At 61.2% G+C, this 15,695-nt stretch carries 13 protein-coding genes; 10 read left to right on the top strand and 3 right to left on the bottom strand.

The genetic code is table 11. The features are described 5' to 3' along the window. Positions 1–22 precede the first annotated feature (22 nt). Entirely contained in the window at positions 23–886 is an 864-nt protein-coding gene (locus HHL09_RS11475; RefSeq protein ID WP_169454778.1) for a hypothetical protein, read from the top strand. A gap of 110 nt (positions 887–996) precedes the next feature. Here HHL09_RS11475 and HHL09_RS11470 read toward each other — a convergent pair whose 3' ends face one another. Continuing rightward, positions 997–2,001 (bottom strand): type II secretion system F family protein, encoded by a 1,005-nt coding sequence (locus HHL09_RS11470; protein ID WP_169454777.1) that lies wholly within the window; start codon positions 1,999–2,001, stop codon positions 997–999. 43 nt (positions 2,002–2,044) lie between these two features. After that, positions 2,045–3,967: a rhamnogalacturonan lyase gene (locus tag HHL09_RS11465; RefSeq protein WP_205761033.1), complete on the bottom strand. Its 1,923-nt coding sequence runs from the start codon at positions 3,965–3,967 to the stop codon at positions 2,045–2,047. 196 nt (positions 3,968–4,163) lie between these two features. Here HHL09_RS11465 and HHL09_RS11460 point away from each other — a divergent pair, with 196 nt between their 5' ends. The 9 genes from HHL09_RS11460 (at position 4,164) to HHL09_RS11420 (ending at position 14,269) form a co-directional block, all read left to right on the top strand. Next, positions 4,164–5,351 (top strand): glycosyltransferase family 4 protein, encoded by a 1,188-nt coding sequence (locus HHL09_RS11460; RefSeq protein ID WP_169454776.1) that lies wholly within the window; start codon positions 4,164–4,166, stop codon positions 5,349–5,351. Further along, on the top strand, positions 5,345–6,136 hold the full coding sequence (locus tag HHL09_RS11455; RefSeq protein WP_169454775.1) for a PIG-L deacetylase family protein: 792 nt from the start codon (positions 5,345–5,347) through the stop codon (positions 6,134–6,136). The genes HHL09_RS11460 and HHL09_RS11455 overlap by 7 nt, the downstream gene beginning before the upstream one ends. A gap of 39 nt (positions 6,137–6,175) precedes the next feature. After that, the gene (locus HHL09_RS11450) at positions 6,176–7,591 is read left to right on the top strand and encodes a TonB-dependent receptor (RefSeq protein WP_169454774.1); all 1,416 of its coding nucleotides are present in this window, start codon (positions 6,176–6,178) and stop codon (positions 7,589–7,591) included. A gap of 228 nt (positions 7,592–7,819) precedes the next feature. After that, on the top strand, positions 7,820–8,440 hold the full coding sequence (locus HHL09_RS11445; RefSeq protein ID WP_169454773.1) for a C40 family peptidase: 621 nt from the start codon (positions 7,820–7,822) through the stop codon (positions 8,438–8,440). A gap of 95 nt (positions 8,441–8,535) precedes the next feature. Further along, positions 8,536–9,735: a TIM barrel protein gene (locus HHL09_RS11440; protein WP_169454772.1), complete on the top strand. Its 1,200-nt coding sequence runs from the start codon at positions 8,536–8,538 to the stop codon at positions 9,733–9,735. Between the two features lie 28 nt (positions 9,736–9,763). Then, positions 9,764–11,266 (top strand): sugar ABC transporter ATP-binding protein, encoded by a 1,503-nt coding sequence (locus HHL09_RS11435; protein ID WP_169454771.1) that lies wholly within the window; start codon positions 9,764–9,766, stop codon positions 11,264–11,266. Then, positions 11,263–12,189 (top strand): ABC transporter permease, encoded by a 927-nt coding sequence (locus HHL09_RS11430; protein ID WP_205761032.1) that lies wholly within the window; start codon positions 11,263–11,265, stop codon positions 12,187–12,189. Before HHL09_RS11435 ends, HHL09_RS11430 begins: the two co-directional genes overlap by 4 nt. 10 nt (positions 12,190–12,199) lie before the next feature. Continuing rightward, complete coding sequence (locus HHL09_RS11425) at positions 12,200–13,219, top strand: ABC transporter permease (protein ID WP_169454770.1); 1,020 nt, start codon at positions 12,200–12,202, stop codon at positions 13,217–13,219. A 45-nt stretch (positions 13,220–13,264) separates the two neighbouring features. Next, complete coding sequence (locus tag HHL09_RS11420; RefSeq protein WP_169454769.1) at positions 13,265–14,269, top strand: autoinducer 2 ABC transporter substrate-binding protein; 1,005 nt, start codon at positions 13,265–13,267, stop codon at positions 14,267–14,269. Positions 14,270–14,652: 383 nt separating this feature from the next. Here the strand turns inward: HHL09_RS11420 and HHL09_RS11415 are convergent, their stop codons facing one another. Continuing rightward, a complete protein-coding gene (locus HHL09_RS11415; RefSeq protein ID WP_169454768.1) occupies positions 14,653–15,669 on the bottom strand; it encodes a hypothetical protein in 1,017 nt (338 codons plus the stop codon). Between the last annotated feature and the right edge of the window lie 26 nt (positions 15,670–15,695).

The raw sequence follows: 15,695 nt of genomic DNA, 5'->3' as shown, positions 1-15,695 counted from the left end.
CCCTCTCCCCACCCCAGTTTTTATGAAACTGTTCCTCCCCTTTGCGGTAGCTATGACCGTATTCACCGGCATTGCTCCGGCTGTCGTGATCAATTTCGATTTCAATCTCCGTCTTGAAAACGACGACGATAGCAACGTCGCGACCGATACCTACGTGGGCTTCGGGGCCGCTCCTGATTCCGTTGGAAATACCCACTGGAATAGTGTCCGCCGAACCGGCAGCACCAGCTTCTCATCCTCCGCGGCGATCAACTCGCCGACCCGGGATTCGTCCGGGGCCGCCTCCGATGTGAGTATCACCATGGCTGCCTTGGGTCTCGACAACGCCACCATCGCGCAATCCAAGGAGTCCTTGAACCAGGAACTTGGCGGCGGCTCCTATGGAAACCTGATGGGAGATTCCCTGCAGCTTCATACCGCGACGCCCGGAACGGTGGGCACGGCCTTCGGTACGATCGCGAACCTCGCGGCCTTCGGGACTTACGAGATCTACTTCTACGGCCAAGGTGCAACCTATGGTTCCCCTGGCAACGAGGCCTCCGGTCAGAACAGTCTGTTCGCGATCACCAATGCCTTTAGAGGGTCCACCGTGGGGATCGCCAAGCAGACCGGTTGGGACGGTGTAAATGGCGGAGACGGCGCGCTTACCGAAGGCGTGGAATATGTGAAGTTCGTGGCGATGGCAAACGCCTCCGGGCAGATCTTCTTCCGCTGGGAGAATGTGGTCGCGGGCGCGAACGTTCTCACCGATCAGGCGACTGGCCCGCTTGGTCGGAGTTCGGATTATGGCGCCTTGAACGGGATCCAACTCCGTAGCATTCCGGAGCCCTCTGTCGCACTGCTGGGCTTGCTGGGCGTCTTGGGATTGCTTCGGCGTCAGCGTTAAGCGAGCTACCCAATGGCTGGAGATATCCAGTTAGGTGGGATGGGTGTGCCCAATTCTTTGGAGCTTTCCCGCAAAGGTCGCGGTTGCCTTGGGAAAGAGCAGGTCCTCCCCTAGTTGTTGTACTGCTCTTCCAATTCACGGATCGGTCCCAAGTAGCTCTCGCTGTAGAAGGAGATGATCTTGTAGGCCATGAAGATCAGGATCAGGAAGTAGAAGAGCTTCGGCAGGGCGCTGGAGACGGTCTTCGTGGAGCGTGCGGCGTCATCTTGGAAGACCTTCGACCAGCGGGCGAAGTCCTTGTCGAGGCTGCCCGATTCCTCGGCCGTGGCATAGGAGCGGGCAAAGGCGGCGGGGAAGGCACCGCTGGAAACAAACACGGGACCCAGTGGGCCGCGTTCCTTCAGCACCTCTTGCATCTTGTGAGAGGCCGCGATGATCGAGCCGCTCCGCGAGGCTTGTGCCGAGGTCTCTACGGTCTCTTGCATCGAGAGCCCTGCCAGCAGGCAGGTATGATAGACTTTCGTGAAGCGCGCCATCGCCATGTAGCGGCGCGCGCTGCCTACCAACGGGATCCGGTTTAGCATCGCATCGACCGTCGGATTGCTGGTGCCGCTGGCGAGCACTGCCCGCACGCCGAGCCAGGCGACGAAGACCACGGCGTAGACGATGAAAAGCGTGACCGCGAATTCTCCCAGCACCTGAACTCCGGTTTTCGCCCCGCTGAAGAGCTGCGGGATATAGGAGATGAAGAGGCCGAGGTGCAGCATCACCAGCGGGTAGATCATGGCCTGTAGCGCATCCCGGCGCGCTGTGGCCAGCATCCCGAAATAATCCGCCAGATGCTGGAAGGCCGGAGCCAGGCGCCCGCCCCGTTCTCCTGCGCCCACGATGCTGCGCTCAAGATCGGAGATGACGTTGCGGTTCTTTGCGAAAGCCTCGGTGATCGATTGGCCTGCCTCCAAGTCCCGGTCCATCTCCCGGAGCAGCCCTGCTTGAGCCGCTGGCAGCCGGTGATCCAGCATGGTGGCTGCGGCTTCCCGGATGCCGAAACCGGCTTCGAGGAGCTTTGCGATCTCGGTGTAGAAGAGGTGCTTTTGGGCAGCGGAAAAAGCCATGGGATTTCATCTCACGCTGCCATCTCGTTCTAACCGTGCAAGGTCATTCGCCTTTGCCCGCCATGCTTTGCGCTTTGGCTTTTCCCGCGATCTTGATCGTCGGGCGGGGTGGCACCTTCATGTCCTTGCCTAGGAAGAAGGACGGATGCGGCGGCTTATTGTAGGAGACATTCTGCCACGCGATCGAAAGCCGGTATTGGGGGTCGTGCATCAGGGTCACCAGCCGGTGTCCGGTGGGGATCGTGCTGGTGTAGAGCCGCAGGGACTTGCCGTCCGGCCCGGGCAGAAGCAGTTCTTCCCTCCAGTCGCCGATCAGGTCGGCGGCGAGATTCGGTCGCATCCCCATGAAGCGGCCCCGCCCTTCACCGTAGGGGAGGTCGGCACCGAAGATCTTTTCCTCGCGACCTGCTTTCCAGTCCCACTTGAAGACGGAGAAGCCCCCGTAGATCTCCCGCAGCAGGTCGCCATCCCACCAGATCACCCAGTCGGAAAGCCGCGGGCGGGCTCCGATTTCCTCCCCCTTGATGGTCCGCAGTTCGCCGGGCCCACCCCAGACCTCGGCACCGGGGTGGCGGGGATCAATGTCCGCCACCACGCCATCGCTGATGTCCACGCCCGGGCTATGGCTCCATAGGGGCTTGCCCGTGCGGGCATCGTGAAGTCCGGCCCCGGGCGTCTGGAAGCGCACGGTGTCGTCCTCGTTTTCCGTCACCAGATAGAGTTCCAAGCCCCCGCGTTCCGGATCGAAGTCGCTTACTTGGATCGCATCGCCGTGACGGCGACCGGTTGAGTAAAGACCCTTGCCATTGTCGTCCACCGTCATCGCTTGGTAGACGATCTCGTCCTTGCCGTCACCATCCACGTCCGCGATCGATAGGGCGTGTCCGCCCATTCCGGAGTAGGGCGAGGCATCGGTGAAGGGCGGATGACTGATGCCCGAATCGAAGACCCAGCGCGAGCGGAGTTCGCCGCCCCGCCAATCCCATGCCGCGATTACGATGCGACCATACACGCCGCGGCACATCACCACGCTGGGATGGACACCGTCCAAATAAGCCACGCCTGCCAGGAAGCGATCGCAGCGGTTCCCGTAGCTATCGGTCCCGCCATTTCCTCCGAGGCCACCCCAGCCATCGATGGGATCCCGCGTCGGGATGTAGTCCACTGTTTTCAGCGCGGCACCGGTCTTGCCGTCGAAGACGGTGAGAAATTCCTGACCCGACAGGATCCGTCCGTAGCGCTGGGTTCCTTCCTCCTTGTTTCGCCAGTCCTTGTCCTTGTCGCCGAGGATCTTGCCGGTGCCATCCTTCGTTCCATCGGCCGTCTTGCAGACCAGCTCCGCCCGGCCGTCGCCATCCAGATCATAGACCATGAACTGCGTGTAGTGCTCACCCTCGCGAATGTTGATGCCGAGGTCGATCCGCCATAGGTGCGTGCCATCGAGCTTGTAGGCATCCAGTATCGGTGTGCCGGTGATCCCATTGAAGGAGTTGTCCCGGCCGCCTGAGACTTGGTGAAGAATGATCTCGTACTCGCCATCTCCGTCCAGATCCGCTGCCGAGGCGTCGCCCGGGCGATAGTTCTCGATCGTCTGGATCGGGATCTCGATGAAATTGGTGGAAAGGATCTTCGCCGGTTTGCTGGCTTCACCCTCTCGTCCGTTGTCGATGGATCTCACCGCATAGCCTTCAGCCGATCCCGGCTCGGCATCAATGAACTGGGTGGGGCCTGCCAGAGGTTCCGGGTTGACCCTCGTCTCCTTTCCTGCGGCGATCCGGTAGAGGTTGAAGGCCGTGCCATCCGGATCATTTCCGAGCAACCGCCAGCTCACGAAGACCTTGCCCTCCGGTTGCCGCACGGCCACCACACCGCGATCCAGCGCCTCCATCTCCCTTTGGGCAGATGAGATGCCGGGAAGCAGGAGCCAGGCGAGGGCGAGAAGGCGGCGGGCAGGCATGTTGGGCATGGCAGGGATGAAACGCCGAAGCTGTTGATTCCTCTTCTTACCTCTTCGGGGGATGGCTCGCAATTTGCATGCTCCGAGAATGCCGAAACCGCTTGGCAAAAGGGTTCGACAATCCGGCCCCTGATCCCTTCACCTAGCGCCATGGAACGCTCCACGCGGCATCGATGCTGCCTGCCCCCCGCGACGATCTGATCCGATGGCTTTTCCCCTCCCGCCAAAGATCCTGATCGCGCATCCCTGGATGGGACGCGGCGGCTCGGAAGCCACCGCCATGTGGGCGCTTCATGCCCTGCAGGATCTCGCTGCGATCACCTTTACCACGGCTTCCCCGGTGGAGTGGGACAAGCTCAATGCCACGTACGGCACCTCCGTTTCGCCGGAAAAGGTGACCCTTTTGCAAGCGCCGCGCCTGCCCGGCGTGGCCACCGGGACCAAGCTCGCCTTCTGGCAGCGCGCCTATTTCGAGCGCTTCTGCCAAACCCTCCCGGAAAGCTATGATGCCTGCATCAGCGCCTACAATCCGATCCGCTTCAATCAGCCCGCGATCCAACTCATCGGAGATTTCAGTTTCGACGAGGGTGCCCGCCTGGAGCTTTATCCCACGGCTTCCGATCAAGCTCACCACCGGCCTTCCGTGCTGCGCCGGCTGTATCTTTCTTTTGGCGATCAGCTCGCCGGACGCGCCCAGGCAGGCATTGCCGAGCCCGATGACCTGGTGGTTTCCAATTCCCGCTGGACCGCCGGACTGATGGCGACCCGCTTCGGGATTCCGGATTCTCCCCTTCTTTATCCTCCCTCCTCTTCGCATCAGGTCGAGGCGCAGCAGCCCCGTGACCCCTTGGGCTTTGTCTGCATGGGCCGCATCATGCCCGAGAAGGAGGTGGAAAGCATCATCGCCATCCTCGATCGGGTCCGTGAAGCAGGCTATCCGGCGACCCTCGACCTTGCCGGGCAATTTGGCGCTGATCCTTATTCGAAGCGTATTGCCCGCATGGCGAAGGATCGTGCCGAGTGGATCCGCACGCCCGGGTTCTTCGGGCCGAAGGAAAAGCAGGAGGTCTTCGCGAGCCGCACCTATGGCATCCATGGCTGCCGGGTAGAGGCCTTTGGGATCGCCATCGCGGAAATGGCGGGCGCGGGGTTGCTGCCTTTCGTTTCTGCCGAAGGCGGTGTGAAGGAGATCGTCGGTTTGGAAGAGCTGATCTACTCGGACATTGATGACGCCGTGGCAAAGATCATCGCACGCATCCAGCAGCCTGAGAACCTTGAGGGCATGCGGAAAGCCTTGCAGGAACGGGTCACCCGCTTCCGTCCCGAATTCTTTTCGGAAACGCTTGTCCAGATCGTGCAGGATTTCCTGAAGCGTCCCTTGAGCCCATGCTGAAGAAACTGAGCCAGCGTCTTGCCGACCCTCTCTTCTACCGGAAGCGCCTCCGCCAGCTTCTTCGTCCGCTTTTTCCGCCACGTCGGCCTAGGGCTGTTTCACTCGATGAACTGCTTGCGGTGGAAGGTCCTTGGCTGGTGGTGACCGCCCATCCGGATGATGAGCTCTTTGCCTCCGGTCTGCTCTGCGAACTTTCCGAACGCGGACGCGAGGTTCACATCCTTTGCCTTACGAAAGGGGAGGGGGGCATCACCGGCGGCAGCTCTCGTGAAGAACTCGGTCGTATCCGCGAGGGAGAGCTGCGGAACTCTTCCGCGGCCTTGGGAGTCAGCGGGGTCAGCTTCCTTGGTCACCCCGATCCGCTCGGCCAGCAGTACCGGACCTTTGCTCCGCAAGTTCCGATTTCACAGTTAACGGACCAGATCAGGGAGCACCTCCGGATCCATCGGCCAGCGGCCGTCATCACTCACGGCAGCGGGGGTGAGTATTGGCATCCCGCGCATCTGCTTGTCCGCGAGGCCGTGCTCCAGGCGGCGGGAGGGGAGCACCATCTCCTTACGATCCATGCATGGCAGGACGGCCACGCCTTGCCAGGCATGTTAAACCGCGATGATCCGGCGGATCTTCTGATCGATGCCTCCGGGCATCGGGAGCAACGTCTCGCTGCCTTCAGGGCGCATCGCTCGCAGCTCAGCTACTTCACCGAGCGCGGCGGCGGATCGATCGAGGGATTCGTGGATCGTACCGCAAAGGAGGCCTACCGGCACTTCCCGATCTGTCACTGAGGACTGGTATTGTGGTGCGGGAGTTGCTTCCATGGGGGAATGCGGGAAGCGGAACTGGATACCCACCACAAAGCGCTCAAGATCAACCTTGATTCCCGATGGTACGGAACCATGGCGGAGATCGGCGCGGGGCAGGAGGTCGTGCGTTGGTTCTTTCGCGTTGGCGGGGCTGCAGGCACGGTCGCGAAGAGCATCTCCGCCTATGACATGACGGTGAGTGATGCGATCTATGGCAGCGGTGACCGCTATGTGTCCCGCACCCGCCTGCAGGCGATGCTCGATCGCGAATTCGCTCTGAATGTGGACCGTCTTGCCGACAAGCGCGGGGATAGCACCGCGTTCTTCGCCTTTGCGGATACGGTGGTGGCCCGCAGCTTCAAGGGCGGGAACGAGTGTCACGGCTGGATGGGGGTGAAGTTCCAATCCCGTCCCCGGGACGAGCCCAGCCAGATCCTCATCCACGTCCGCATGCTCGATGCCGAAGCATCGCTCCAACAGGAGGCTCTCGGCGTTGTGGGGGTGAACTTGCTCTACGGCGCCTTCTTTCTCCATCACGAGCCCGACCTTTTGATCGAAAGCCTGCTCGACAAGCTGACCACCGGCCGGATCGAAATCGATGTCATCGAGTTCCGCGGCATCGAGTTCCGTTCCGTGGACAACCGCCTTGTCAGCTTGAAGCTGGTGCAGCTGGGCCTGAGCGGTGCCGCGATGTTCGGGCCGAACCACGAAGTGCTACAGCCGTCGGAGGCGCTCTACAAGAAGGCCGTGATGGTGGAACGCGGCAGCTTCCGCCCGCCGACGCACGTGAACTTCGACATGCTGCAATGTGCGATCGAGAAGTTCACCGCGGATCCTGACGTCGCGGGCAAGCCGGTGCTTCCGATCTTCGAGCTGACGATGCGCAATCTGTTGGCAGACGGAAACGAGGTGGACCGGAGGGATTTCCTGGCGCGCGCCGATTTGCTCGCAGCCTGCGGGATGACCGTGATGATCTCGGACTACTTCGAGTATTATCGGCTGGCGGCTTACATTTCCTGGCGAACCAAGGAGCGCATCGGCATCGTGATGGGTGCGCCGAGCCTGACGGAGCTCTTCGATGAGAAGTATTACACGCAGCTGCCGGGAGGCATCCTCGAATCCTTCGGGCGCCTCTTCAAATACAACCTGAAGCTCTACGTTTATCCCCTCAAGAATCAGGAGACCGGTGCATTGACGACGGTGGACAATCTCGAGGTGGCTACGGAACTCAAAAAGCTTTACGGTTACCTCGCGGATCGCGGTAGCTTCGTCGCCTTGGATAATTTCAATCCGGAATATCTCCACATCTTCTCTCGGGACGTGCTGAAGAAGATCGCGAATGGCGAGGGGGACTGGGCGAAGATGGTTCCCGAGGGCGTGGCGGACTTGATCCGGAAGCGCAGGTTTTTCGGTTGTAAGGAGACACTGCCGGTGTGAGCTGACTCGAATCTTACCTCCGGTTAGAACTGTCCTCTTCTAGGTGGCGTGGAACACGTCAGCAGCGCATGGTCCTATTCCATCCTGACGTCCGTGATCGCGACGAGGGTGGCTTGGGTCGCCGAACCTCCGTGTTGATCGAGTCCGTGAAAATAGAGTGGGCGGGCACCGCGCGGAAGCGGAAGAAGTGCGGCTGGCGGAATCTTCTATCCTGTGTTAGGGTGGGAGATGACTATCCGGATTCTTTTCCTTTCCCTCGCTACCGTCGCGATGGCGGGCGAGGGGATTCGTCCCGGCGTCATTGAACCGGAGGATTTGAAGGAGTATGCGTCCCTTTCCGGACCGCGGAAGCGCATCGTGGACAAGTCTTTGGAACTCGCGGCGAAGGACACGTGGCTGCGCTACACCTTTGGCAGCGCGGATCCGGCAAGCGGCGGCCTCGATTGCTCCGGGGCCGTGTACCATATTCTTCAAGAGGCAGGCTTTGAGCCACCCCGTAGCTCCGCAGCCCAATTCATCTGGGTCAGGGATGCAAAGGCGCTGACCGAGGTTCCTTCCACGGAAACCACCTTGAAGTCCGCAGTCTTCACCAAGCTGATGCCGGGAGACCTCCTCTTCTGGTCCGGCACCTACGAGCCGAAAGACGGGCGTGAAGTCCCCGTTTCCCACGTCCAGATCTTCCTCGGCCATGAGAAGGAGACAGGGCAGGCCGTAATGGTTGGGGCCAGCGATGGACGCACTTATCGGGGGATCAAACGGGATGGCTACGGAGTCTTCGATTTCAAGCTGCCCCGCCCGGAATCGAAGGGCGTTTTCCTCGGTTTTGGCCTGCCGCAGGACCCAGAATAGCCCGTTCGGGTCATATCGCCGGAAATTCCTTGCGGTTTCATAAGAAACGTTACCTTTAGTGGATTCGCGCCGCTTACCAACCCAAGAACGCCGCCATGCCTGCCAGTCCGGAAACTGTATTTCGAGCCCTCGACTCCTTTCGCATTGAAACTCCGTCTTGGGGCTACGCGGACACCGGAACCCGCTTCGGCAAGTTCCACCAGCCCGCTGCCGCGATTGATATGGACGACAAGTTGGCGGATGCGGCCCATGTGCACCGCTTGACCGGATGCTGTCCCACGGTGGCCACGCACGTCCTCTGGGACTTCGCGCCGGGCGTGGATGCGTCCGTGGTAGCCTCGAAGGCTCAGGCGTTGGACATCCGCATCGGCTCGATCAATCCGAACCTTTTCCAAGACCAGCTCTACAAGCTCGGCTCGGTCGGTAGTCCTTTCGAAACGGCTCGTGACCAAGCCTTGGCGCATATCCTGGACTGCATCCGGATTGGCAAGGCTACGGGCAGCCGCGCGGTCTCGCTGTGGTTCGCCGATGGCACGAACTATCCCGGCCAGGACAGCATCCGCGAGCGCAAGCACCGCTTCGAGGCCGCGCTGAAAGAGGCTCACGCCCATCTTTCCCCGGAGCAGATCCTGCTGGTGGAGTACAAGCCCTTCGAGCCGGCCTTCTATCAGACCGACCTCGCCGATTGGGGGATGTCCTTCCTCACTGCGAAGAAAGCGGGCCCGCAGGCCAAGGTGCTGGTCGATACCGGCCACCACTATCTTTCCCAGAATATCGAGCAAATCGTCGCCTGGCTCCTCGATGAGGACATGCTCGGCGGCTTTCATTTCAACGACCGCAAGTACGCGGACGATGACCTGACCCTCGGCTCGATCGATCCCTATCAGATTTTCCGCATCTTCCATGAGATCCACTTCTTCGCCTGGGAGCGCGGCGGGAAGTACCCGGATATCGAATACATGATCGACCAGTCCCACAACCTGAAGCCGAAGATCGAGGCGATGATCCAGACGGTCTGCACGGCACAGGAACTCTACGCCAAGGCCGCGCTGGTGGATCACGAGGCGCTGGTGCAGGCACAGCGGAAGGGGAACATCGTGGACGCCGAGATGTCCCTGAAGAAGGCTTTCAACACCGATGTCTCCGTGGCGATTGCCGACTGGCGCGGCACGAAAGGCCTGGAGGCGGATCCGCTCGCCGCCCACCGGGCCAGCGGCTATGCCGAAAAAGCCGCGGTAGAACGCGCAAAGCGGCGTCAGGAACTTGGCATCGCGACGGAGCACAGTTATGCCTGAGCACCGCTACGCGTAGCCCAAGCGTCTCTTGAAACCTCTTCTCCAACTCTCCGATGTCCGGAAGTCCTTTGGCGCCGTGCGCGCGCTGAAAGGGGTTTCCTTCGAGTTGATGCCAGGTGAAGTCCACGCGCTGTTAGGTGAGAACGGTGCGGGCAAGTCCACCCTGATCAAGGTGATCACGGGCGCGCACTCGCCGGACGAAGGCACGCTGACCATCGGTAAGGAGCAATTGCGTTCCTTGACCCCTGCGCATGCCCGCGCGTTGGGCATCGCCTGCATCTATCAGCAGCCAGCCCTGTTCCCGGATCTCACGGTGGCGGAAAACATCGGGCTGCGCTTGAAGAAGCCCGCCCCGTTCTCTTTCGTGAAACGCGCGGAGCAACGCGCGAAGGCGGTCGAACTGCTGAAGCGCGTCGGAGCCGATATTTCTCCCGATGCCGAGGTGCACGAGCTGTCGATGCCGGAGCAGCAGCTTGTCGAAATCGCCTGCGCGCTGGGCTCCGGGGCCAAGGTCGTCATCATGGACGAGCCCACAGCCTCCCTCACACAGAAGGAGCAGCACTTGCTCTTCGGCGTGGTGAAGGACCTCCGGGCGAGCGGCGTGGGCGTGGTCTATATCTCGCACCGCTTGGAGGAGATCTTCGCCTTGGCTGATCGCGTGACCGTCCTCCGCGATGGCGAAAGCGTCGGCACCTATCCGGTAAAGGACCTGACGGACTCCGCGATGATCAAGCTGATGGTGGGCCGGGAGGTCGCCACACTCTATCCGCCGACCGAAGGCGGGGCGGGTGACGTCGTGCTTTCCCTGAAGAATCTCGGCTGCACCGGAAGCGGCGTGCAGAGCGTGAACCTTGACGTCCGCTCGGGCGAGATCGTCGGCATGGCCGGCCTCGTCGGCGCGGGCCGCACCGAACTTGCTCGCATCCTTTTCGGCATCACGCCTGCGGACTCCGGCGAGATCTTCCTGAAGGGCGAGAAGATCTCGATCTCCTCGTCCCGCGAAGCCATCTCGCACGGCATTGCCTACGTGCCGGAGGATCGCCGCCGTCACGGCGTGATCCTCGAAATGCCGATCGCGCACAATATCACGATGGCCGTGCACCCGGTGCTTTTCCCCGGCACCTGGCTGCGGAAAAAACGTGAGACCGAAGTTGCGAAGGACTTCATCCGCGATCTTGGCATCAAAGCCTACGGACCGGAAGCACCCGGCGGCAGCCTCAGCGGTGGAAACCAGCAGAAGGTCAGCGTCTCCCGCTGGCTGGCTACCAAGCCGAAGCTGCTGATTCTCGATGAACCCACGCAAGGCGTGGACGTCGGTGCGAAGAGCGAGATCCACAAGATCATCCGCTCGCTTGCAAAAGAAGGTCTCGCGGTCCTGATGATCTCCAGCGACCTGCCCGAAGTGCTCGGCATGAGCGATCGCATCGCAGTCATGCGTGGAGGTACGGTGACTGCCGTACTTCCGGGCGGGGCCGATGCCCATGAAGTGATGAGTGCCGCGCTCGGCCAGAGCGGAAAGGAGGTCGCATGATGCGGAAGTATTCGCGCGAGCTCACCGTGGCCGCAGCCCTCGCGCTGCTGCTGTCTGCCTTGGCGATCTTCGCGCCGAATTTCTACGAGCTCCAGCCGCTGCTCTCGCGCTTTACCTCGCAGATGCCCGCGCTGGTTGCGGCCATCGGTATCACGCTGGTGATCATCACCCGGCAGATCGATATTTCACTGGGTGCGCAGTTCAGCGTGTGCGGCGTGGTCGCGGGTATCGTCGCCGCGGCAGGGATGCCGCTCGGTGTCGCGGTGCTTGCCGCTGTTGGTACGGGAATCGTGCTGGGTGCTTTCAATGGACTGCTGGTCGCTTGGCTCGGCCTCCCGAGCATCGTGGTGACCCTTGCCACCATGGTGACTTGGAATGAAGCCCTGCGTCTTTGGCAGCAAGGACGCCTCATGCCACTGCCTGAGGGCATCCAGTGGTTCGGCATGAGCCAGGCCTCGGGCCAGGGCGTGGTCATCGGTTTCTCGATCATGCTGCTGCTGTTCTTTGCTTGGGGCATGAGAAATCTCGCTGCGGGCCGCTACGTTTACGCTACCGGGACGGATGCCGAAGCCGCGCGCCTCGCCGGGATCAATCCGAAGCTCACGACCTTCGCGGTCTTCGCTCTCATGGGCGCCCTCGCCGGGATCGCCGCCGTGCTGAATATGGTGCAATCACCCCAGGTGCAGCCGAATGCTGGCGATGGCCTCGAGCTGAAAGTCATCGCCGCAGCGGTGGTTGGCGGCGTCGCGATCACCGGTGGCCGCGGCAATCTCTGGGGTGTCCTGCTCGGCCTCCTCCTGCTCGCGAACGTCAATCCCGCCCTGACCCATTTCCATCAGCCGCCCTACTGGGAGCGTGCCATCCAAGGTCTCGTGATCCTTCTCGCCGTGGTGGCCGATGGCCTGCGGCGCGGCAAGAAATAGACAGCCAGCCATGTCCGATGCGAAACCCATCTCCCTGAAGAACATCCTGCTGCGGCACGAAGTCGTGCTGCTGCTGGTGATCGCGCTCGAGATCGCCCTGTTCAGCGCCATCGGCCGCAGGTTCTTGGATGGCTCGAACGTTTCTAATATCTTCCGCTTCTCGGTGGAGACCGGTCTGCTGGCACTTGCCATGACCCCGGTCATCCTTACGGGGGGCATCGATCTGTCCGTGGGTTCGATGATGGGCCTCTGCGCCGTATCCTTCGGCATGCTGGTGAATGACGCGGGGCTTTCGCCGATGCTAGCGGGCCTGATCTCCATCTTCATCGGGGTCGTGGGCGGAGGATTGAATGCTCTCCTGATCGCGAGGATGAAACTTCCGCCGTTGATCGTGACCCTCGGCACCTTCTCGCTCTTCCGCGGCTTGGCGGAAGCGCTCACCCGGGGCTCGAAATCCTATTCCGGCTTCGACAAATCCTTCCTCCAGCTTGGCAATGGCAACATCGCCGGCATTCCGACCCAAGTGCTCATCTTCGTTGCGGTAGCCATCGGCATCTACCTGCTGGTCCATCACACCACCTTCGGTCGCTCCTTCCGTGCCATCGGCTACTCGCCGGAGGGCGCTCGTTATGCAGGCATCCCTGTGCAGCGGAATACCGGCTTTGTTTACATCCTCGCCGGTGCCATTTCCGGACTAGCCGCCGTGATTCTCGTCGCGCGTCTTGGCGAAGCCCGTGCGAATGCGGGGATCGGCTACGAACTCCTCGCCATCACCGCGGTGGTGCTGGGCGGCACCAGTATCTTCGGCGGCTCCGGCACCGTTTGCGGCACCCTGCTCGGCTACATCGCCGTGGCGATCTTGGGCAATGGCCTCAGCCGCATCACCGACTACCAGCTCTTCGAAAAATCGATCTCGAGCAATGCCCGCGAACTCTCCGGCATGCTCACGGGCGTGCTGCTGATCGTCGCTCTCGCCGTGACACCTCTCGCAAGAATCCTCGCCACGCGACGTTCACGGAGGCAGCATTAGCCAGCTATTTCCCAACCCAAAGAAACTTCACCAACCCAAGATCCCGTGAATCGCACGCGCTTCCTTTGCTCGCTCGCCGTCCTCTGCACGATCCCCCTTCTGCCTTCCTGCAAAAAATCGGAGGAGGCCGGTGCCGGCGGCAAAAAACTGACCATCGCCTTGCTGCCGAAGAGCAAGGGTAACCAATACTTCGTCGCCTGTGAAAAAGGCGCCCGCGCCGCGGCCAAGGACCTCGGTGCCGAAATGCTTTTCGACGGCCCGACCAACTCCGACCCGGCGAAGCAGAATGAGATCGTCGAGAACTGGATCTCCCTCGGAGTGGATGTGATCGCCGCCGCCTGTGAAAACAAGGACGGCCTCTCCACCGCGCTCCGCAAGGCGCAGGACGCTGGCATCAAGGTCGTCACCTACGACGCGGATGCCCAGCCGGACGCCCGCTCTTTCTTCGTGAACCAAGCCACGGAAAAGGGCATCGGCGATGCCTTGCTCGACAACGCCGCCCAGCTCATTGGCAGCGAAGGCGAATACGCCATCATCACCGCGAACCTCACCGCCGCGAACCAGAATGCTTGGATCGCCGCCATCAAGGCCCGCCAAGCCGAGAAGTACCCGAACCTGAAGCTGGTGGACATCAAGCCCTGCGATGACCTGAAGGACAAGGCGCAGCAGGAAACCACCAATCTCCTCAGCGCGCATCCCAACCTGAAAGCCGTCATTTCCGTCTGCTCGCCCGGCGTTCCTGGCGCGGCGGAAGCGGTGAAGCAGGCCGGCAAGACCGGTGCGGTTAAGGTCGTCGGCCTTGGCCTGCCCAGCGAGAACAAGGCCTATGTGAAGGAAGGGGTCACCCAGGCCGTCATCCTTTGGAAGGTGGAAGACCTCGGCTACCTCGCCATCAAGGCCGGGGCTGCCCTTGCCAACGGCTCGCTGAAGCCTGGCGCCACCGAATTCAAGGACGACAAGCTCGGCACCTTCAAGATTGAGGGCGACAACATTCTCCTCGGGACGCCCTTCGCCTTCACGAAGGAGAACATCGACCAGTTCGATTTTTGATCCGGATTCCCGTTTTCATCGGGTCTTTCTCATGCCGCCAGCCGCAATTGCAGCTGGCGGTTTTTCTTTCGCCATTCCCGGGAAGAAAAATCCCGTTGATTTATCACAGAGATCATACAGAGATTTCACAATAGGACGGTTTCTATAAGTCTCCGTTCATGCCTCGAGTACCGGGGGCCATTCGTCGTCGTCGTCGGATGGTCTCCGGGAAGAGATGCTTTTTCTGGTGGGATTCCAGTCGTCCAGCTGAAGCTGAGGGAACAAGGAGGTCCGGCTAGAGCGACGGTCCCGGGGGGTGTTTCACCGGGATTGTTGTGCCGATGTCCGGGGCATGGCCGGGAGGGTGATGGTCTCTTTCCTGAACGGGTATCGGGATGATCGCCCTACATCTCCAGCATGTGCGAGATGTGCGCCGCGGTCAGCTCGCCCATGGTCTGGCAATCGCGGAAAATATCCGTGTGATGGTATTTCGCCAGATCAGCGGCCAGGAAGGCGACGTGTTCCCGGGGGGCCAGCTCCTCCTTTCGCATGATGCCAAGCAGCGCTTTTAGCCGCAGGCTCTCCACCTTGGCACGGCGGGTCATCTGAGCGTGTTCCTCGGCCACATACTGGTCGATGGTCTTCCGGTTCAGGACGTCGAAGGCGAGCTTCGTCACGGTCTTGTTCGAGTCAAAACGATAGGCCAGGTAGGTCTTGCCGCGACGCTCGTAGCTCTGTTGGTCGAAGTCGATCGGCCGCACGCGGTACTGCACCTCTTCGAAGTCCGGTGTGATATCCACCACGTAGTTCACGCTGCGCATGTCACCGAGCAGGCGGATGAAGCAGCGTTCGTTGAACTTGGTGAATTCCTTTGCGATACGGACCTTGTTGAGTTCAGGACGGGGGAGGTGATCCTTCAGGAAGACATCGCCCGGCACGCCCGCGATGTGTTCTTCGATCAGCGTGTTCCCGTTCACCAGGTAGTTGATCCGGTTCGGCGAGAGGATGTGCTCGAGTTCCAGCCCGTAGATGCGGGAAGCGTCCGCCTGCTTCACGTAGAAGTAGTCGGAGTTGTCGTTGTAGAGGTTCGTGATCCGGATGCGGAAAGGTCGTGAATTGCCAAATTCACCGAAATCGATCCGGTCCACGGTAAGGTGCTCGTGAAGGTCGCTCTCGCCGCCGATCTTCAGCTCGGCATAGATCTTCGTGAGCTTCGGACGCAGCTCCAGCATCAGCTCCTGCGGGTAGTAAACCGTCAGCCACAGCGTCTCCTTCCCACGGGGATCCTCATACGGCATGGAGCCTGCAAAGCGCGCCAGATCATCGTAGACGAGCGGGATCTCCTTCAGCCGGTCGAAGTGATAGAGATACTGGCGAAGCGAGGGCGAGACGGCATACTTGATCTTGCGGCGGGAGATCACGGGCGGAGGATGCACGAGGGCGGCTC

It is taken from the genome of Luteolibacter luteus (assembly GCF_012913485.1).
In the GTDB taxonomy this organism is placed as follows: Bacteria; Verrucomicrobiota; Verrucomicrobiia; order Verrucomicrobiales; family Akkermansiaceae; genus Haloferula; species Haloferula lutea.
The sequence above is the reverse complement of the archived record's forward strand: the minus strand, read 5'-3'. Positions and strand labels throughout refer to the sequence as shown.

Coding starts and splice junctions, on each gene's coding strand:
- HHL09_RS11465 (WP_205761033.1), bottom strand. CDS start 3,967: ATGCCCAACATGCCTGCCCGCCGCCTTCTCGCCCTCGCCTGGCTCCTG.
- HHL09_RS11460 (WP_169454776.1), top strand. CDS start 4,164: ATGGCTTTTCCCCTCCCGCCAAAGATCCTGATCGCGCATCCCTGGATG.
- HHL09_RS11445 (WP_169454773.1), top strand. CDS start 7,820: ATGACTATCCGGATTCTTTTCCTTTCCCTCGCTACCGTCGCGATGGCG.
- HHL09_RS11475 (WP_169454778.1), top strand. CDS start 23: ATGAAACTGTTCCTCCCCTTTGCGGTAGCTATGACCGTATTCACCGGC.
- HHL09_RS11470 (WP_169454777.1), bottom strand. CDS start 2,001: ATGGCTTTTTCCGCTGCCCAAAAGCACCTCTTCTACACCGAGATCGCA.
- HHL09_RS11455 (WP_169454775.1), top strand. CDS start 5,345: ATGCTGAAGAAACTGAGCCAGCGTCTTGCCGACCCTCTCTTCTACCGG.
- HHL09_RS11430 (WP_205761032.1), top strand. CDS start 11,263: ATGATGCGGAAGTATTCGCGCGAGCTCACCGTGGCCGCAGCCCTCGCG.
- HHL09_RS11450 (WP_169454774.1), top strand. CDS start 6,176: ATGCGGGAAGCGGAACTGGATACCCACCACAAAGCGCTCAAGATCAAC.
- HHL09_RS11440 (WP_169454772.1), top strand. CDS start 8,536: ATGCCTGCCAGTCCGGAAACTGTATTTCGAGCCCTCGACTCCTTTCGC.
- HHL09_RS11425 (WP_169454770.1), top strand. CDS start 12,200: ATGTCCGATGCGAAACCCATCTCCCTGAAGAACATCCTGCTGCGGCAC.